We start from the raw sequence: 18,959 nt of genomic DNA on the forward strand, positions 1-18,959 counted from the left end.
TTTAAAAAATCACCAGCCTTTAGGGAAGCGCTGATTTCATTTCGAGCCCGTAATACCGCTGACGATAACCACTTCCGGGGCTCTGGCACAACTGTTTGTGCAGTTGTCGGAATGCCAGTAACGGTTTCACTGGCGACCGAGGGCATCGCGCAGGCGCGGGGTCAACTCGTCAAACAGGGTCTGCACCGAGCGCAGGGCGCGGCAATCCGGGCGTGTCAGCAGCCACAGCTCGGTGTCGCAGCCGGGCAGCGCATCGCTCAAGGCCTCTACGTCCGGCAGCGTATGCGCCATGTAGTCGGGCAGGGCAGCTACGCCAAGACCGGCGGTCACCAACTGGGCGATGGAGGAAATGCTGCTGCAGCGGTAGCGTGGCATCACGCCCGGGAGGTGTTCGCTGCGCCAGACCACTGTGGAGTGGTCCTGCATGGTGTCGTCCGGTGCGATCCAGGGCAGGCTGGCAGGTGCCTCCTTGAGCTTGGCCCGGTACTCCTCGCGGCCACAGACCACATAAGAGGCCGAACCCAGGCAGCGACCCACCAGGTGTTCAGGCGGCGAGTTGGTCAGGCGCAAGGCGAGGTCGGCGTCGCGACGGCTCAGGTTGGCGAAGGTGTTGGAGGTGGCCAGTTCGAGCGACAAGGCCGGGTAGGCCGGCATGAACTCGGCCAGTGCCGGCAGCAACAAACTGTGCAGCACGGCGTCGGTGCAGGTCAGGCGCACCGTGCCGCTGACCACCTGTTCGCCGTGCTCGAGTGCCACCCGGGCGGCATCCAGCGCCTGCTCGGCGCGTTCGGCCTGCTCGGCCAGGGCCTGGGCGGTGCCCGTCGGGATGTAGCCTTTGCGACTTTTTACGAATAACGCGGTACCGAGGGCGGCTTCCATGCGCCGAATCGAGCGAAACACCGTCGAAACATCCACTTTCAGCAGCTCGGCGGCCTTGGCCAGCGAGCGTCCGCGTACCAGGGCGAGTACGAGGGAGAGGTCGGCGTGACTGATCTGATATTGCATGGGTGCACTCTTTACTTGCCTAAATGCCAATGTCTGTTGCGCTGGGGCCATTCTATAGTGAGGCAGCAGTCGTGAATCAACTCGCGACGTTGTCAAAATGTGGAACGAAAGTCCTATATGACAACGTTCTGCAGTTCCCCACGATGGGACTACTTAAAAGAACAAACGTAGCCATCGCCGCTCTTCGCAGCGCCGCAGTGCCTCCTCCATAGTCGTACGATAAAAAATCAAAGGTGCCAAGCCATGACGTCGGTCTCCCCGCGCGCCATCCCTCTCGATGAGATGGGTGAATTTCTCAAGGCCTACCCCGAGGTGCAATTTGTCGATCTGCTGATTGCAGACATGAACGGCGTGGTGCGTGGCAAGCGCATCGAACGGGCGAGCCTGGTCAAGGTCTACGAAAAAGGCATCAACCTGCCGGCTTCGCTGTTTGCCCTGGACATCAACGGATCGACCGTCGAAAGCACCGGCCTGGGCCTGGACATCGGCGATGCCGACCGTATCTGCTTCCCGATTCCCGGCACCCTGAGCTACGAGCCGTGGCAGAAACGCCCCACCGCTCAGTTGCTGATGACCATGCACGAACTGGACGGTGCGCCATTCTTCGCCGACCCGCGTGAAGTGCTGCGCAGTGTCGTGGAAAAATTCGACGCGTTGGGCCTGGATATCTGCGCGGCCTTCGAACTCGAGTTCTACCTGATCGATCAGGACAACCTCAACGGTCGCCCACAGCCGCCGCGTTCGCCGATTTCCGGCAAGCGTCCGCAGTCGACCCAGGTGTACCTGATCGATGACCTGGACGAGTACGTCGACTGCTTGCAGGACATGCTCGAAGCCGCCAAAGAGCAGGGCATCCCGGCAGACGCCATCGTCAAGGAAAGCGCCCCGGCGCAGTTCGAAGTCAACCTGCATCACGTTGCCGATGCGATCAAGGCCTGCGACTACGCGGTGTTGCTCAAACGCCTGATCAAGAACATTGCCTACGACCATGAGATGGATTCCACCTTCATGGCCAAGCCTTATCCGGGCCAGGCGGGTAACGGCCTGCACGTGCATATCTCGTTGCTCGACAAGAAAACCGGCAAGAACATCTTTACCAGTGACGACCCCGAGCAGAGCGAGACGCTGCGTCACGCCATCGGTGGCGTACTGGAAACCATGCCGGCGTCGATGGCGTTCCTCTGCCCGAACATCAACTCGTATCGCCGCTTCGGTGCCCAGTTCTACGTCCCGAACGCGCCAAGCTGGGGCCTGGACAACCGCACGGTGGCCGTTCGCGTGCCGACCGGCAGCAGCGATGCCGTGCGTATCGAGCACCGTGTGGCCGGTGCCGATGCCAACCCGTACCTGATGATGGCGGCGATCCTCGCCGGTATCCATCACGGCCTGACCAACCAGATCGAGCCGGGAGCGCCCATTGAAGGCAACTCCTACGAGCAGCTGGAACAGAGCCTGCCGAACAACCTGCGCGACGCGCTGCGTGAACTCGATGACAGCGAAGTACTGAACAAGTACATCAGCCCGGACTACATCGACATTTTTGTTGCCTGCAAGGAAAGCGAAATGGCCGAGTTCGAGGTGTCGATTTCCGACCTCGAATACAACTGGTACCTGCATACCGTGTGATGCCCGGAGTAAATAACAATGACAATTGCACCACGTGAACACTGGGAACAGCTGTTCCAGACCCTGACGATCGAAGGCCGCGCCTTTGTCGACGGGCAGTACTGCGCCAGTGTCTCTGGTGCAACGTTCGACTGTTCCAGCCCGGTCGATGGCCGTGCACTGGCGCAGATCGCCAGTTGCGACGACGCCGACGCCGACCGCGCCGTGGCTGCAGCCCGGCGCAGTTTTGACAGTGGTGTCTGGGCGGCGCAGGCGCCGGCCGAGCGCAAGCGCGTACTGATTGCCTTCGCCGACCTGCTGCTGGCCAATGCCCCGGAGCTGGCGCTGCTGGAAACGCTGGACATGGGCAAGCCCATTGCCGATTCGCTGAGCATCGATATCCCGGCGGCGGCCAATGCCATCCGCTGGCACGCCGAAGCCATCGACAAGATTTATGACGAAGTTGCTGCGACCCCGTCCGACCAGCTGGGTTTGGTCACCCGCTCGCCGGTCGGCGTGGTCGCGGCCATTGTTCCGTGGAACTTTCCACTGATGATGGCCTGCTGGAAACTTGGCCCGGCCCTGGCTACCGGTAACTCGGTAATCCTCAAGCCGTCCGAAAAATCACCACTGACCGCGATCCGCATCGCCCAGCTCGCCATTGAAGCCGGGATTCCGGCTGGCGTCCTGAACGTACTGCCGGGTTACGGTCACACCGTTGGCAAGGCCCTGGCCCTGCACATGGATGTCGATACCCTGGTGTTCACCGGTTCAACCCGCATTGCCAAGCAATTGATGGTCTATGCCGGTGAGTCGAACATGAAGCGTGTCTGGCTGGAAGCCGGTGGCAAAAGCCCGAACATCGTCTTCGCCGACGCCCCGGACCTGCAGGCGGCTGCCGATGCCGCCGCAGCGGCTATCGCTTTCAACCAGGGCGAAGTGTGCATTGCCGGTTCGCGGCTGCTGGTCGAGCGCAGCATCAAGGCGCGCTTCCTGCCGATGGTGGTAGAGGCCCTCAAAGCCTGGAAACCAGGCCACGCACTGGACCCGCAAACCCGCGTCGGCGCCCTGGTGGACAGTACCCAGCTCGATACCGTGCTGGGCTACGTCGCCGCCGGCAAGGCTGATGGCGCGACTCTGCTGACCGGTGGTGAGCGCGTTCTGGAAGACACCTGCGGCGTGTATGTGCAGCCGGCGATCTTCGATGGCGTGACCAACGCCATGCGCATTGCGCGCGAAGAAATTTTTGGGCCGGTGCTGTCGGTGATTACCTTCGACAGCGCTGAAGAGGCGGTGGCCATCGCCAACGACTCGCCCTTCGGTCTGGCCGCAGCGGTCTGGACCAGCGACATTTCCCGTGCCCACAACACCGCGCGCGCGCTGCGTGCCGGCAGCGTCTGGATCAACCAGTACGACGGCGGCGACATGACCGCACCGTTTGGCGGGTTCAAGCAGTCGGGCAATGGCCGCGACAAGTCGCTGCATGCTTTTGACAAGTACACCGAACTCAAGGCGACCTGGATCAAGCTGTAAGGGAGGGTGAACCCATGCAAACTACCAATGACCTGCCGCCTTTGATTGGCATCTCGGCGTGTCGCCAGCAGTTGGGGCACAACTCGTCGCACACCGTGGGCGACAAGTATGTCGAGGCGGCAGGCTTTGCCGGCATTCCGCTGATCCTTCCGGCGCGTGACGAGCCGGTCGACCCGCAGCGCGTGCTAGAGCGCCTCGACGGCATTCTTTTTACCGGTTCGCCTTCTAATATCGAGCCGCATCATTACAATGGCGCCCCCAGTGTGGAAGGCACGAAGCACGACGTGTTTCGTGACCGGCTGACCCTGCCTTTGTTGCAGGCCGCCATTGCCACCGGCGTGCCGGTGTTCTGCATTTGCCGCGGCTTTCAGGAGTTGAACGTTGCCTTGGGCGGCACGCTGCACCAGCGCGTGCACGAGCTGTCGGGTTTCCTCGATCACCGTGAGCCGCAGGATGCCCCGGTGGAAGTGCAATACGGCCCTCGCCACAGCGTGACCGTACAGCCCGGCGGGTTGTTCGAGCGCCTTGGCCTGGCGTCGAGCTTCATGGTCAATTCGCTGCACGGCCAGGGCATCGATCGCCTGGCTGACAGCCTGCGTGCCGAGGCACTGGCGCCGGATGGCTTGGTCGAGGCGGTGTCGTTGAAGACAGGCCCGGGCTTTGTTGTCGGTGTGCAGTGGCACCCGGAGTACCGCCTGGCGGACAACCCGGTATCGCTGCGCCTGTTCCAGGCGTTCCGTGAAGCCTGCCTGGCCCGTGCCAGGGGCGTGCGCCAGCAGGAGAGCGGCCTATGAGGTCATCCGGCTGAGCCGGAACAGACGTAGCAGGCAACAGGTTTCATTGAGTGCAAGCGGACGCGCTGCGGGGCGTCCTGAAAAACAATAGTAAAAGCGGCGACAATTACTCATGAGCGAATTCAAAGCAGGCCTTTCCCCGGGTTCGGGACAGGCTCGCACCCAGGCAACTGGTGCATCGGGAGCATCCAAAGGGCTGGCCAAGGGCCGGCTCGGACTGCTGGCGAGCATCGTGCTGGGTATCTCCACCATTGCACCGGTCTACACCCTCACTGGTGCGCTTGGTCCTACCGTACGCGAAGTCGGCGCCCATTTGCCGGCGGTGTTCATCGTGGGCTTCCTGCCGATGCTGTTGGTCGCACTGGGTTACCGTGAACTGAATGCGGCGGAACCGGACAGCGGCACCTCCTTTACCTGGTCGGCGCGGGCGTTTGGCCCGATGATCGGCTGGATCGGCGGCTGGGGCCTGGTGACAGCCACCACCATCGTGTTGTCAAACCTCGCCGGTGTGGCGGTGGACTTCTTCTACCTGTTCATCGGGCAGATACTCGGCAGCCACGAGGTGGCGGCGCTGGCCGATAACCTGTTGATCAACGTCGTCACCTGCTGCGTGTTCATCGCCATGGCGGTGTGGATTTGCTGTCGCGGCATCGCCACTACCATGACCGTGCAGTACGGCCTGGTGGCGTTGCAGGTGTTGGTGCTGGTGGGCTTTGCCATGGCAGCCTTCGGTGGCTCGGCCGAGACGCCGCCACTGGAGTTCGACCTGGACTGGTTCAACCCCTTTGGCGTCGAGTCGTTTTCAGCCTTTACCGCCGGCCTGTCGCTGTCGATCTTCATTTTCTGGGGCTGGGACGTGTGCCTGAGCATCAGCGAAGAGTCGGTAGGCAGCGGTGATACCCCTGGCCGTGCAGCGACCCTGACCGTGCTGCTGATTCTCGGCCTGTACCTGGTGACGGCGATTGCCACCCTGCAATTTGCCGGCATTGGCGATATCGGCCTGGGCCTGAACAACCCGCGCATCCAGGAAAACGTCTTTGCCCACCTGGCAGGCCCGGTGATGGGGCCGCTGGCAATCCTGATGTCGATTGCAGTGCTGGCCAGTACCGCAGCGTCCCTGCAGTCCACCTTCGTGTCGCCAGCGCGCACGTTGCTGGCCATGGGTTACTACGGTGCCGTGCCGGAACGCTTCGCCAACATCTGCCCGCGCTCGAAGACCCCGCGTTACGCGACGATCTGCGCCGGTGTGGCAGCCGCCGTGTTCTACGTCACCATGCGTACTCTGAGCGAAAACGTACTGGCCGATACCATCACTGCCCTGGGCATGATGATCTGCTTCTATTATTCGCTAACTGCATTTGCCTGCGTCTGGTACTTCCGCCACAGCCTGACCGACAGCCTGCGTCATTTCCTGATGCGTGGCGTTTGCCCGCTGCTGGGCGGCGGCATTCTCTCGGTGATTTTCGTGCAGACAGCCATCGACAGCGCTTCGCCGTCATTCGGCAGCGGGTCGCACGTGGGTGGGCTGGGCCTGGTGTTCGTGATCGCAATGATCATCACATTGCTGGGACTTGGGCTGATGCTGCTGTCGCGCTTGCGGGCGCCAGCGTTCTTCCTGGGCATGACCCTGCAACGCCACGCGACGGTCTCCAGCCGCCGTTAAGCGGCTGGAGCTAGTGGCTGCTCAGGCAAGCAATTGCTTGAGCAGCTGACCGTGACGCTGCTGCTGGTTGGCCTGCAGCAAGCGGTTGGCGCGGAACACCGCCTTGAGGTCTTCCAGGGCCGTGGCGAAGTCATCGTTGATGATGACGAACTCATACTCGTTGTAGTGGCTCATCTCGCTGACGGCTTCACGCATCCGCCCTTCGATAATCTCGTCACTGTCCTGGCCACGGTTGTTCAGGCGGTGGCGCAGTGCTTCCTGGGTCGGCGGCAGGATGAAGATCGAACGCGCTTCAGGCATCAGCTTGCGTACCTGCTGCGCACCCTGCCAGTCGATTTCCAGAATCAGGTCGTGACCCTGGTCCAGAGCCTGCTGCAGTGCGCTGCGCGAGGTTCCGTAGAAGTTGCCGAACACCTCTGCCTGCTCGAGGAAATCGCCTTGCTCGATCATCGATTTGAATTCGGTGTGCGCGACAAAGTGGTAGTTCACCCCGTGCACTTCGCCCGGGCGCATGGCCCGGGTGGTGTGCGAGACCGACACCTGAATGCTGTTGTCGGCGTCGATCAGGGCTTTGACCAGGCTGGTCTTGCCGGCGCCGGACGGGGCGGAAACGATATAAAGGGTGCCGCTGCTTTGATTCATGGTGGGTGTGGCCTTACTCAATGTTCTGTACTTGTTCACGCATCTGCTCGATCAGTACCTTGAGGTTGACCGCGGACTGGGTGCTGCGTGGGTCGAAGGCTTTGGAGCCCAGGGTGTTGGCTTCGCGATTGAGCTCCTGCATCAGGAAGTCCAGGCGCCGACCAGCGGCGCCGCCGGACTTGAGCACCCGGCGTACTTCGTTGATGTGGGTGCTCAGGCGGTCGAGCTCTTCAGCGACGTCGCTTTTTTGCGCGAGCAGGACCATTTCCTGCTCCAGGCGCTGCGGGTCGAGCTCGGCCTGCATGTCGGCAAAGCGGTCGAGAATCTTCTGGCGCTGGGCGGCGAGCATCTGCGGCACCAGGGCGCGCAGGGTGGTGACCTCGCTGGTCATGTTGTCCAGGCGCTCGTTGATCAGGCGGGCCAGCTCGGCACCTTCGCGGTTGCGGCCGTTCTTGAGTTCCTTGAGGGCGTCTTCGAACAGGCGCATCGCTTCGTTGTTCAGTGCCTGCGGGTCGCTGGCGTCAGCGACCAGCACGCCTGGCCAGGCCAGTACCTCAAGCGGGTTCAGCGGTGCTGGCTGCTTGATCAGGCTGGCCACGGTCTCGGCGGCGGCGACCAGTTGCGCGGCGCGCTCGCGGTCGACCTGCAAGGGCTTGCCGGCATTTTCTTCGTTGAAGCGCAGCGTGCATTCGACCTTGCCACGCGACAGCCCCTGGCGCAGGGCTTCACGCACGGCCCCTTCGAGGTCGCGCAGGGCTTCAGGCAGGCGCAGGTGCGGCTCCAGGTAGCGATGATTGACCGAGCGTAGTTCCCAGATCAGGGTGCCCTGGCTACCGGCGCGCTCGACACGAGCAAAAGCGGTCATGCTGTGCACCATGGGAAGTACCTCGCAAAAAAGGATCAAGGAAAAGCCAAGCGGCTGCAAAGGCGCAAGATTGTAGCGCAGTGCGGCGCTGGCTCCCAATCCACTGATGTTACAAACACCCGGACGGCGTCCGGAAAAACCCGACCAACGCCTCTGTGCCCTCTGTTCCGGGGGCTGCGACAATAGACGTGTCCTCAAGCCCCGGCGCGCTCTATAATGCTGGGCAGATTCAAACCCAGTACAGGTATCCCAAATGAAACGTCCAAGTGGTCGCGCTGCCGATCAGCTCCGCTCGATCCGCATCACCCGCAACTACACCAAACACGCCGAGGGATCAGTACTGGTCGAATTCGGTGACACCAAAGTCGTCTGCACCGTCAGCGTCGAGAACGGTGTACCCCGGTTCCTCAAAGGTCAGGGCCAAGGCTGGCTGACCGCAGAGTACGGCATGCTGCCGCGCTCCACCGGCGAGCGTAACCAGCGCGAAGCCGCCCGTGGCAAGCAGGGTGGCCGCACCCTGGAAATCCAGCGCCTGATCGGCCGCTCGCTGCGTGCCGCGCTGGACATGAGCAAGCTCGGCGACATCACCCTGTACGTCGACTGCGACGTGATCCAGGCCGATGGTGGTACCCGTACCGCGTCGATCACCGGTGCCATGGTTGCCCTGGTTGATGCCCTGCGCGTGGTCAAGAAGCGTGGCGGCCTGAAAGGCGGCGACCCGCTCAAGCACATGATTGCCGCAGTGTCGGTTGGCATGTACCAGGGCGAAGCGGTGCTTGACCTGGACTACCTGGAAGACTCGGCAGCCGAGACCGACCTGAACGTGGTCATGACCAGCCAGGGTGGTTTCATCGAAGTTCAGGGCACTGCCGAAGGCGCGCCGTTCCAGCCTGAAGAGCTCAATGCCATGCTGGCCTTGGCGCAGAAGGGCATGGTCGACCTGTTCGAGCTGCAGCAAGCCTCGCTGGCTGACTGATTTCGACAAGGCAAGGAGCAGAGCATGGACCAGCAGCCGTTACCGTTGCCCACCCCCAATGCCGAGATTCGGCAGTGGGCCATGTTCTGCCACCTGGCGGCCCTGGCGGGGTTGCTGTTCCCGCTTGGCAACCTGCTGGGGCCGTTGGTGATGTGGATCTGGAAGAAAGACCTCGATCCCTTCATCGACGCCCAGGGCAAGGAAGCGCTGAACTTTCAGATCACCGTATTCCTCGCCTCGATCATCTGCTTTGCGCTGATGTTCGTGCTGATCGGCCTGGTGCTGTTCGCCGGGCTCATGGTGGCGGTGCTGGTGCTGACCATCATCGCGGGGGTCAAGGCCAACGAAGGCCAGCCCTATCGCTACCCGCTGACCTGGCGGCCGATCAAATAATGATCAGCTGAAAGTGCCCAGAAAAAGGCGAGCCTGAGGCTCGCCTTTTTTATGCCTGCTGTTTAGCTGTCAGCCAATGGCCATTGGCATTCGTTGCCGCTGGAAGGCTTCAGGTCTGACTGCGAAGTCTGAGAGTGGCGTAGGACGTTTCTCTATCATCTTCGGCGGCGTTTTTGCCTGAAAAGGCCGTGCTAGGTTCCGGGCTCCACTTGCTCAGGGAATCAGTGCATGGTCTTTCGCATCAACATCAATGGTCGCGGCGCCGGGCAGCATGGCGACTCGACCACCACCGGCGCTGTGTGCCTCAGCAGTCAGACCTTTCACCGGCAGAACGATGTCCCCAGCCTGCGCCTGGGGGATTCCACCACGCCTTGTCCTGAGTGCGGTGAGGAGGGGCCATGGCGCGTTTCCAGGGCGAGATCGCCGGGTTGCTCAGTGGTGCCAGCCAGTCGATGGGGGTGGGCAGGACATGCTGAGCCAGGGGCTGAAGAATGTCGAAGGCAGTCTGCGTGCGCTTGAACAGCTGTACCAACGGACCTTCACCACCCATGGGCACCTAAAAAGTCCGGAGTTTTTCGCCTCACGCCAACAGCTATACCGCCAGCTGGATGGGCAATTAAAGGTGCAGGAGGCGTGTCGTGCCGGAGAAACAAAGGCGTGTAGAAAGGTCCGGTTTACTGAAGCAGGAAGCTTTTCAGGTGGCATAGGAGGTGGAATGGCCGGAGCCGCTTTGGGGGGATACGCGGCATATTTAACGTGTGGCGTTGCGGCAGCTTTTACCGGAGGGCTTGGTGGGGCTGTTTGTGGAATCGTCCTTGTCGGCGGAGGCTCGGTCGTCGGAGGAGTGGGTGGCAGCTCCAGCGGGGAGTTCATAGGGGAGGAACTCTACAACTGGACAGGACAATGAGTGCTGACTTCTATTCTTCCTGGCATCCGGGTCTACGGTTTGCCTTTTTGTTTGCGCCTTTCGTGATTTCGATGTCTGGGGTGGCAACTGCCTGTTTCATCGCTTGCAGTCGTGACTTCACCTCAATGCTTGTTGCCTTACCCAGGTGCCCATGGCTGCAACAGCAGATCCTCATCTGGGGAACGACTAGCTTTAAATCGCGTTACTACTTGGTCAATACAATGTGTGTTGCGATGCTTTGCCCGAGCATCGGAATTCGAGAGGGCTATTGGATGCTGACGAGTTACGTAATTTCCCGTTATCGCTTAAGCGTCGCATGATAGTTGCCGCCTGGTTGGTGATTATTGGCTCGGCGTGGCTCATCGTAGGCCTTGCATTGATCAAACTCTCCCCAACCCGCTGAAACGCCAGGCACAAAAAAACCGACATCACGTCGGTTTTTTTGTAGCTGAACGAATCAGATCGTCAGCGTCCAGTCGTAGTCCACGATCAGTGGCGCGTGCTGGGAGAAGCGTGGCTGACGCGGCAGGCGCGCGCTACGCACGAAGCGTCGCAGGCCCGGAGTCAGCAGCTGGTAGTCGAAACGCCAGCCCAGGTTGAGCATCTCGGCCTGCTCGTTGTCCGGCCACCAGCTGTACTGGTCGCCTTCACGGCTGACTTCACGCAGGGCGTCGACATACCCCATGTCTCCGACGACGGTGTCCATCCACGCACGTTCCGGCGCGAGGAAACCCGGCGACTGCTGGCCATCGCGCCAGTTCTTGACGTCGAGCTTCTGCTGCGCCACGTACAACGAGCCGCAATAGATGTACTCGCGACGCTTGCGACGCTGTTTGTCCAGGTACTTGGCGAAGTCGTCCATCAACTTGAATTTCTGGTTCAAGTCTTCGTCGCCGTTCATTCCCGAAGGCAGCAGCAATGTTGCGATGCTGACCTTGTCGAAATCGGCCTGCAGGTAACGTCCGTAGCGGTCGGCTGTCTCGAAGCCCAGGCCGCTGATGACTGCCTTGGGCTGCAACCGCGAATAAAGCGCCACGCCGCCTTGGGCGGGAACTTCTGCGTCGCAGGCATAAAGGAAGTAGCCATCAAGCTGGAAAGCTGGGTCGTCGAGTTCAAAGGCCGAGGCGCGGGTATCCTGTAGGCAGATGACGTCGGCATTCTGGGCTTGCAGCCAGCTGAGCAAACCACGCTCGACTGCAGCCTGAATGCCATTTACGTTCACACTGATGATCCGCATAAATGGCCCCAAAAATCTCGTGCGTGTATGATACCCGAGCTGTACTCATTTAGCTAAATCCGTGGTATCCGGGACTCTTCATGCAGCCGTATCAGCGCGACTTCATTCGTTTTGCCATCGACCGCGGGGTTCTGCGCTTCGGTGAATTCACCCTCAAATCCGGGCGCACCAGCCCGTATTTCTTCAATGCCGGCCTGTTCAACAGTGGTTCGGCCCTGGCTCAGCTCGGACGTTTCTATGCGGCGGCGATTGTCGACAGCAAGATTCCGTTCGACGTGCTGTTTGGCCCGGCCTACAAGGGTATCCCCCTGGCGGCGGCCACTGCAGTAGCCCTGGCCGAGCACCATGACCTCGACCTGCCCTGGTGCTTCAACCGCAAGGAAGCCAAGGCCCACGGCGAAGGTGGAAGCCTTGTTGGCGCGCCGCTGACCGGCGATGTACTGATCATCGACGACGTGATCACCGCAGGCACCGCGATCCGTGAAGTCATGCAGATCATTCAGGGTCAGCAGGCCAAGGCCGCTGGCGTACTGATCGCGCTGAACCGTCAGGAGCGTGGCAACGGTGAGCTGTCGGCGATCCAGGAAGTGGAGCGCGACTTCGGCATTCCGGTGGTCAGCATCGTTTCGCTGACCCAGGTGCTGGAGTTCCTCGCCGACGACCCGGCGCTCAAGCAGCATTTGCCGGCCGTCGAGGCTTATCGGGCCCAGTACGGGATCTGAAGCCGAAAAAAAGGCGACCTTCGGGTCGCCTTTTTTGTGTCTTAGCGCTGCTTGCTGTTGGTGATCAGGGTGCCGACACCGCTGTCGGTGAAGATCTCCAGCAGCACCGCGTTCGGGACGCGACCGTCGATGATGTGCGAGCTGTTGACGCCGCCTTGCACCGCTTCCAGCGCGCAGCGAATCTTCGGCAGCATGCCGCCGTAGATGGTGCCATCAGCAATCAGCTCGTTGACCTGCTCGGTGGTCAGGCCGGTGAGTACGGTGCCTTGCTTGTCCATCAGGCCGGCGATGTTGGTCAGCAGCATCAGCTTTTCAGCTTTCAGGGCTTCGGCCACCTTGCCCGCCACCAGGTCGGCGTTGATGTTGTACGACTCGCCATTGGCGCCCACGCCGATGGGCGCGATAACCGGGATGAAATCACCTTTGACCAGCATGTTCAGCAGGTCGGTGTTGACGCTGGTGACTTCGCCGACATGGCCGATGTCGATGATTTCCGGGGTGGTCATCTCTGGCGTCTGACGGGTAACGGTCAGTTTTTTCGCACGGATCAGCTGGGCGTCTTTACCGGTCAGGCCAATGGCGCTGCCGCCATGGCTGTTGATCAGGTTGACGATGTCCTTGTTCACCTGGCCGCCGAGGACCATCTCGACCACGTCCATGGTCTGCGCGTCGGTAACGCGCATGCCATCGATAAAGTGGCTTTCGATCGACAGGCGCTTGAGCAGATCACCGATCTGCGGGCCGCCACCGTGTACCACCACCGGGTTGATGCCGACGGCTTTCATCAGGACGATGTCGCGGGCAAAACCGGTTTTGAGCTCTTCGCTCTCCATCGCGTTGCCGCCGTACTTGATCACCAGGGTTTTGCCGACAAAGCGGCGAATGTAAGGCAGCGCTTCGGACAAAACCTGGGCGACATGGGTGGCGGCATCGCGATCGAGGGTCATGCAGGGCTCCAGTTGGAACAGTTAGTCGGTCAGAACTTGGGTTGCAGATCAGGAGCAACGCGCTTTAGCTGAGCGCGGAAGACTTCCTGGATACGCTGCAGTTCGGCGTCATTGTCGGCCTCGAAGCGCAGCACCAGCACCGGTGTGGTGTTGGAGGCGCGAACCAGGCCCCAGCCGTGGGGGTAGTCCACCCGCACACCATCGATGGTGGTCAGATTGGCATCGTTGCCCCAGTCGGCTTCGCGTTGCAGTGCATCAATGATGCTGAATTTACCTTCGTCGGTCACATCAATGTTGATTTCCGGCGTGCAAATATCGTTCGGGAACGCGGCAAACAGCTGTTCAGCATCGGTTTCTGCTTTGCTGAGGATCTCCAGCAGGCGCGCGGCACTGTAAATGCCGTCGTCAAAACCATACCAACGTTCCTTGATGAAGATGTGTCCGCTCATCTCGCCGGCCAGCAAGGCGCCGGTTTGCTTCATCTTCTTCTTGATCAACGAGTGACCGGTCTTCCACATTAGCGCGCGACCACCGTATTGCTCGATCAGCGGGGTCAGGCGGCGGGTACATTTGACGTCGAAGATGATCTCGGCGCCCGGGTTGCGCTCCAGTACATCCTGGGCGAACAGCATCAGCAAGCGATCCGGGTAGACGATGCTGCCGGTGTTGGTCACTACGCCCACGCGGTCGCCATCGCCGTCGAAGGCCAGGCCCAGGTCGGCACCGGTTTCCTTGACCTTGGCAATCAGGTCGACGAGGTTTTCAGGTTTGCCTGGATCCGGGTGGTGATTGGGGAAGTTACCGTCAACTTCGCAGAACAACGGGATCATTTCGCAGCCAAGGGCTTCGATCAGCTGGGGCGCAATCACGCCGGCAGCGCCGTTGCCGCAGTCGACCACGACCTTGAGTTTTTTCGCCAGCTTGATGTCGCCGATGATCTGCGTGAAGTAGCGGTCGAGGATTTCGACTTTCTCCACACGGCCTTCACCACGGCTCAGGTCGCTGGTTTTCAGGCGGGTCAACAGGGCCTGGATCTGCTCATTGGCCAGGGTGTCGCCGGCGATGACAATCTTGAAGCCGTTGTAGTTGGGCGGGTTGTGGCTGCCGGTGAGCATGACACCGGATTTGCCGGCCAGGACGTTGGCCGCGTAGTACAGGGCGGGCGTCGGTACCAGGCCGACATCACTGACCCGGCAACCGGCTTCGACCAGGCCTTTGATCAGTTGCTCGACCAGCATCGGGCCGGACAGGCGGCCGTCACGGCCGACGGAAATGTTCGGTTCGCCCTGGGCCAGGGTTTGTGCGCCGATGGCGCGACCGATCCAGTAGGCGGTTTCGGCCGTCAGGGTGTCACCGACCACGCCACGGATGTCGTAAGCGCGGAAAATACTTTCTGGAAGTACAGGTACCAGGTGTGCCATGTCGTTCATCTCTGGGGGAGCTCCATTTTCGAGGGCGTGCAGGGCAGGCTCAAACTGAACGCTTTGACGGTCTTTTCGCCAGAGAGTTCGCCATCCTTGGCGTACAGCAGGCAGTCGGGGGATCAATTGGTGCCGGAATGACCAAAGCCGCCAGCGCCACGCTGGCTCTCGTCGAAGGCTTCGACAACGTCGAAATGCGCCTGCACCACCGGGACCAGCACCAGTTGCGCGATACGCTCGCCGATGGCGATGGTGAACGGCGTCTGGCCGCGGTTCCAGCAGGAAACCATCAGCTCGCCCTGGTAGTCGGAGTCGATCAGGCCGACCAGGTTACCCAGGACAATACCGTGCTTGTGGCCCAGGCCCGAACGCGGAAGGATTAGCGCCGCCAGGCCCGGGTCGCCGATGTACACGGAAAGACCGGTAGGAATCAGCAGGGTCTGGCCTGGCTCCAGCACGGTGTCTTCCTTGAGCATGGCGCGCAGGTCGAGACCGGCCGAACCCGGTGTGGCGTACTGTGGCAGCGGGAATTCGCTGCCGATGCGTGGATCGAGAATCTTGGCTTGTAGAGCGTGCATGCAGAATTAAACCTGGTTGAGACGTTCAGCGATGAAGGCGACCAACTGGCGGGCGATCTTGCCCTTGCTGGTCTGTGCGAAGAGTGTTTCGTGAAGCTGGCGATCGATCACGCTGCAGGCGTTTTCCTCGCTGTTGAAGCCGATGCTGGGGTTGGCCACATCGTTGGCGACAATCAGGTCGAGGTTCTTGTCCTTGAGCTTGCGCGCAGCGTAATCGAGCAGGTGTTCGGTCTCGGCGGCAAAGCCGACGCTGAACGGGCGGTCAGGGCGCGTGGCGATGCTGGCGAGAATGTCCGGGTTGCGGACCATCTGCAGCAGCAGGCCGTCACCTGTCGTAGGGTCTTTCTTGAGTTTCTGTGTCGCGACCACCTCAGGGCGGTAGTCTGCAACCGCCGCCGAAGCGATGAAAATGTCGCAGGGCATCGCGGCTTCACAGGCGGCGAGCATGTCGCGGGCGCTGACCACGTCGATACGGTTGACCCGGTCAGGCGTTGGCAGGTGCACCGGGCCACTGATGAGCGTGACCTTGGCGCCCGCTTCCACGGCGGCTTCAGCCAGGGCAAAGCCCATTTTTCCGGAGCTGTGGTTGGTGATGTAGCGCACCGGGTCGATGTTTTCCTGGGTGGGGCCGGCGGTGATCACGACGTGTTTGCCGGTCAGCGATTCGCGCGTGAAGCTTTCGGCGGCACACCAGGCCAGATCAGTGGCCTCGAGCATGCGGCCGAGGCCGACGTCGCCACAGGCCTGGCTGCCGGACGCCGGGCCGAAGACCTTGATGTTGCGGCTTTGCAGCAGGTCGAGGTTGGCCTGGGTTGCAGGATCCCGCCACATCGCCTGGTTCATGGCGGGGGCGACGGCCACGGTGGCGTCGGTGGCCAGCACCAGGGTGGTCAGCAGGTCGTCGGCGACACCCTGGGCCATGCGCGCCAACAGGTCGGCGGTGGCCGGGGCGATCAACACCAGGTCAGCCCACTTGGCCAGTTCGATATGGCCCATCGCCGCTTCGGCAGCAGGGTCCAATAGGTCCATGTGCACCGGGTGGCCGGACAGTGCCTGCAGGGTCAGCGGGGTGATGAACTCAGCACCGCCGCGGGTCATCACGACACGCACTTGCGCACCGTGTTCCAGGAGTCGGCGAACCAGTTCGGCACTCTTGTAGGCGGCGATGCCGCCGCCGACGCCGAGAACGATGCGCTTACGATACAGCCGCTGCATAGGCTTGCCTTTTGCTCAGTGATTGCACGCGGCGACGACGCCTCCCCAGGCCGAATCGTCGCGTAAAAAAGTGCGGCTAATGTAGCACAGGGCTGAAACACAGGAGCAGTACCGATGGACAGGGAGGTGAGGATGAGTATTCGGGAATGGCCAGTGGCGGAGCGGCCACGGGAGAAATTGCTGGCGCGAGGAGCGGGCAGCCTGTCGGACGCCGAGTTGCTCGCGGTGTTTTTACGCACGGGTGTCGCGGGTATGAGCGCCGTTGACCTGGCCCGGCACTTGTTGAAGAAATTTGGTGGCCTGCGTCACTTGCTGGAGGCCGATCAAGCCACGTTTCAGCTGGAAATCGGGCTGGGGCCGGCGAAATACACCCAGCTGCAGGCGGTGATGGAGATCGGTCGGCGGCACCTGGAGCAAACCATGCAGCGCGACCCGGTACTGCAAAGCCCGAGCGCTGTACGTCGCTACCTGAAGGCCATGCTGCGCCATGAGCAGAGCGAAGTGTTCGGCTGTCTGTTTCTCGACACCAAGCACCGTCCGTTAGGGTTTGAAGTGCTGTTTCGCGGCTCGATCGACAGTGCCAGCGTCTATCCCCGGGAGGTCGTCAAGCGTGCTCTGGCCAACAACGCAGCGGCCTTGATCCTTTGCCATAACCATCCGTCGGGCGTGAGCGAGCCCAGTCACGCCGACCTGGTGCTGACCCAGCGCTTGAAAACCGCGTTGGGGCTGGTTGATGTCAGGGTGCTCGACCACCTCATTGTCGGCGATGGCGAGCCCCTGTCGATGGTCGAGGCCGGCTGGTTCAGCGCGTCGAACTGACCTTGGCGAAGTCCTGGCGGCCGAACGGGCTGACCCGATAGCCGTCGACCGTCTGGCGCACCAGTGCGGCGGCCGTCGGGTGTGCCAGTGGCAGCCACAACGCCTGCTGCTGAATCAACGCCTGGGCCTGCTGGTACAGGCGGCTGCGCACGCTCTGGTCGGTGGTGGTTTTGCCGGCGCTGATCAGCTGGTCCAGGCGTTGGTCGCAATAACGCGCAAAGTTGGTACCGGACTTCACTGCAGCGCAGGAAAACTGCGGGCTGAGGAAGTTGTCCGGGTCGCCGTTGTCGCCCGCCCAGCCCATGAACAGCAGGTCGTGCTCGCCGGCTTTGGCACGACGAATCAGCTCGCCCCACTCAATCACGCGGATCTCGGCCTTGATGCCGACCTTGGCCAGGTCTGCCTGCAGCAACTGCGCGCCCAGGCTCGGGTTGGGGTTGAGCAGGCTGCCCTGCGGGCGGGTCCAGATGGTGGTGCTGAAACCGTCCGCAAGGCCCGCCTTGGCAAGCAGCGCGCGGGCTTTGTCGGGGTCGCTGGTGTAGCCCGGCAGGTCCTTGGCAAAGCTCCAGGTATTGGGCGGGTAGGGGCCGTTTGCCGCCACTGCAGTGTCCTCGAACACCGCCTTGAGGTAGCTGGCCTTGTCGAACGCCAGGTTAATGGCCTGACGGACTTCAGGCTTGTCCAGCGGGGCATGCTGGCTGTTGATCGCGACGAACGCGGTCATGAAGGCTTCAGTCTTTTCCACCTTCAGCGCCGGGTCCTCGCTGGCGGCAGCAATATCCAGCGGCTTGGGCGACAGGGCGATCTGGCACTCATTGCGCTTGAGTTTTTGCAGGCGCACGTTGGCGTCCGGGGTGATGGCGAAGATCAGCGGGTCGACGTTCGGCTTGCCGTCAAAGTAGTCCGGGTTGGCCCGGTAACGGATCACGGCGTCCTTCTGGAAGCGGTTGAAGACGAAAGGTCCGGTGCCGATCGGCTGGCTGTTGAGTTTTTCCGGTGTGCCCGCCTTGAGCAACTGGTCGGCATATTCGGCGGAATAGATCGAAGCAAAGCCCATACTCAGGGTCGCCAGGAAGGTGGCGTCCGGGTGGTCGAGGGTAAAGCGCACAGTGAGGGGCTCGGGCGCCTCGATCTGCTTGATCAGGCTCGGCAGCTGTAGCGACTGGGCGTGCGGGTAGCCACTCTGGGCGATCTTGTGCCAGGAGTGGGCGGGGTAGAGCATCCGCTGGAAGCTGAACAATATGTCGTCGGCGTTCATCGTGCGGGACGGCTTGAAGTAGCCGGTGCTGTGGAACTTCACCTCGGGGCGCAGCTTGAATTCGTAGACCAGGCCATCAGGCGAAACCGTCCAGCTCTCGGCCAGGCTGGGCACTACCTTGCCGTTGGCGGCATCGAATTCGACCAGGCGGTTCATCAGCACGTCGGCCGAGGCATTGGTGGTGGTCAGCGAGTTGTACTGAACCACATCGAAGCCTTCGGGACTGGCTTCGGTGCAGACACTCAACGCGGCCGCCTGCGCGAGGGCAGGGCCAAGCAAGGTGGCGAACAACAGGGGTAGAGCGGCGGCACGCATGAGGAATCCTTGGCTGATCGATGGCCCATCTGCCAGTGCAGTCTGGAAAAGTCTTACCCTAGTG

The 18,959-nt window shown here is 61.6% G+C and carries 16 protein-coding genes and 1 pseudogene; 8 read left to right on the forward strand and 9 right to left on the reverse strand.

Annotated elements, in window-relative coordinates; translation table 11 throughout:
* Nucleotides 1-126: 126 nt before the first annotated feature.
* Entirely contained in the window at nucleotides 127-1,005 is an 879-nt protein-coding gene (locus tag I5S59_RS03520; protein WP_197875415.1) for a LysR family transcriptional regulator, read from the reverse strand.
* Between the two features lie 243 nt (nucleotides 1,006-1,248).
* Between I5S59_RS03520 and I5S59_RS03525 the strand changes: the two genes are divergently transcribed.
* The 4 genes from I5S59_RS03525 to I5S59_RS03540 all read left to right on the forward strand — a co-directional run bounded on the left by I5S59_RS03525 (nucleotide 1,249) and on the right by I5S59_RS03540 (nucleotide 6,600).
* Complete coding sequence (locus tag I5S59_RS03525) at nucleotides 1,249-2,631, forward strand: glutamine synthetase family protein (protein ID WP_128321921.1); 1,383 nt, start codon at nucleotides 1,249-1,251, stop codon at nucleotides 2,629-2,631.
* Between the two features lie 18 nt (nucleotides 2,632-2,649).
* A complete protein-coding gene (locus I5S59_RS03530; protein WP_197875416.1) occupies nucleotides 2,650-4,143 on the forward strand; it encodes an aldehyde dehydrogenase in 1,494 nt (497 codons plus the stop codon).
* Nucleotides 4,144-4,157: 14 nt separating this feature from the next.
* Nucleotides 4,158-4,937, forward strand: a complete 780-nt coding sequence (locus I5S59_RS03535; RefSeq protein ID WP_197875417.1) for a gamma-glutamyl-gamma-aminobutyrate hydrolase family protein — start codon at nucleotides 4,158-4,160, stop codon at nucleotides 4,935-4,937.
* Between the two features lie 112 nt (nucleotides 4,938-5,049).
* Nucleotides 5,050-6,600, forward strand: a complete 1,551-nt coding sequence (locus tag I5S59_RS03540; RefSeq protein WP_197875418.1) for an APC family permease — start codon at nucleotides 5,050-5,052, stop codon at nucleotides 6,598-6,600.
* Nucleotides 6,601-6,621: 21 nt separating this feature from the next.
* Here I5S59_RS03540 and gmk read toward each other — a convergent pair whose 3' ends face one another.
* Entirely contained in the window at nucleotides 6,622-7,242 is a 621-nt protein-coding gene (gmk, locus tag I5S59_RS03545; protein WP_197875419.1) for a guanylate kinase, read from the reverse strand.
* A gap of 13 nt (nucleotides 7,243-7,255) precedes the next feature.
* Nucleotides 7,256-8,119 (reverse strand): YicC/YloC family endoribonuclease, encoded by an 864-nt coding sequence (locus I5S59_RS03550; protein WP_197875420.1) that lies wholly within the window; start codon nucleotides 8,117-8,119, stop codon nucleotides 7,256-7,258.
* A 241-nt stretch (nucleotides 8,120-8,360) separates the two neighbouring features.
* Between I5S59_RS03550 and rph the strand changes: the two genes are divergently transcribed.
* Both rph and I5S59_RS03560 read left to right on the forward strand, forming a co-directional pair.
* Nucleotides 8,361-9,083 carry a ribonuclease PH gene (rph, locus tag I5S59_RS03555; RefSeq protein WP_045186166.1) on the forward strand — a complete coding sequence of 241 codons (723 nt, stop codon included), beginning with the start codon at nucleotides 8,361-8,363 and terminating at the stop codon, nucleotides 9,081-9,083.
* Between the two features lie 24 nt (nucleotides 9,084-9,107).
* A complete protein-coding gene (locus I5S59_RS03560; protein ID WP_197875421.1) occupies nucleotides 9,108-9,476 on the forward strand; it encodes a DUF4870 domain-containing protein in 369 nt (122 codons plus the stop codon).
* 1,364 nt (nucleotides 9,477-10,840) lie between these two features.
* On the opposite strand, the gene I5S59_RS03565 is transcribed toward I5S59_RS03560, so the two are convergent.
* Nucleotides 10,841-11,620 carry an exodeoxyribonuclease III gene (locus tag I5S59_RS03565; protein WP_028942456.1) on the reverse strand — a complete coding sequence of 260 codons (780 nt, stop codon included), beginning with the start codon at nucleotides 11,618-11,620 and terminating at the stop codon, nucleotides 10,841-10,843.
* An 80-nt stretch (nucleotides 11,621-11,700) separates the two neighbouring features.
* On the opposite strand from I5S59_RS03565, the gene pyrE reads away from it, so the two are divergent.
* On the forward strand, nucleotides 11,701-12,342 hold the full coding sequence (pyrE, locus tag I5S59_RS03570) for an orotate phosphoribosyltransferase (RefSeq protein ID WP_010225878.1): 642 nt from the start codon (nucleotides 11,701-11,703) through the stop codon (nucleotides 12,340-12,342).
* A gap of 41 nt (nucleotides 12,343-12,383) precedes the next feature.
* On the opposite strand, the gene argB is transcribed toward pyrE, so the two are convergent.
* The 4 genes and pseudogenes from argB to coaBC all read right to left on the reverse strand — a co-directional run bounded on the left by argB (nucleotide 12,384) and on the right by coaBC (nucleotide 16,503).
* Entirely contained in the window at nucleotides 12,384-13,289 is a 906-nt protein-coding gene (gene argB / locus I5S59_RS03575; protein ID WP_197875422.1) for an acetylglutamate kinase, read from the reverse strand.
* A 29-nt stretch (nucleotides 13,290-13,318) separates the two neighbouring features.
* Nucleotides 13,319-14,695: pseudogene (locus tag I5S59_RS03580) on the reverse strand (phosphomannomutase/phosphoglucomutase); the annotation flags it as partial.
* Between the two features lie 137 nt (nucleotides 14,696-14,832).
* Complete coding sequence (gene dut, locus I5S59_RS03585) at nucleotides 14,833-15,288, reverse strand: dUTP diphosphatase (protein WP_197875424.1); 456 nt, start codon at nucleotides 15,286-15,288, stop codon at nucleotides 14,833-14,835.
* Nucleotides 15,289-15,294: 6 nt separating this feature from the next.
* A complete protein-coding gene (coaBC, locus tag I5S59_RS03590; RefSeq protein ID WP_197875425.1) occupies nucleotides 15,295-16,503 on the reverse strand; it encodes a bifunctional phosphopantothenoylcysteine decarboxylase/phosphopantothenate--cysteine ligase CoaBC in 1,209 nt (402 codons plus the stop codon).
* A 132-nt stretch (nucleotides 16,504-16,635) separates the two neighbouring features.
* On the opposite strand from coaBC, the gene radC reads away from it, so the two are divergent.
* Nucleotides 16,636-17,322 carry a RadC family protein gene (gene radC / locus I5S59_RS03595; protein ID WP_197875426.1) on the forward strand — a complete coding sequence of 229 codons (687 nt, stop codon included), beginning with the start codon at nucleotides 16,636-16,638 and terminating at the stop codon, nucleotides 17,320-17,322.
* On the opposite strand, the gene I5S59_RS03600 is transcribed toward radC, so the two are convergent.
* Nucleotides 17,306-18,895 (reverse strand): ABC transporter substrate-binding protein, encoded by a 1,590-nt coding sequence (locus I5S59_RS03600; protein ID WP_197875427.1) that lies wholly within the window; start codon nucleotides 18,893-18,895, stop codon nucleotides 17,306-17,308. The two genes, radC and I5S59_RS03600, sit on opposite strands and share 17 nt — an antisense overlap.
* Between the last annotated feature and the right edge of the window lie 64 nt (nucleotides 18,896-18,959).

Source organism: Pseudomonas alkylphenolica (assembly GCF_016009175.1).
GTDB classification, from domain to species: Bacteria; Pseudomonadota; Gammaproteobacteria; order Pseudomonadales; family Pseudomonadaceae; genus Aquipseudomonas; species Aquipseudomonas alkylphenolica_B.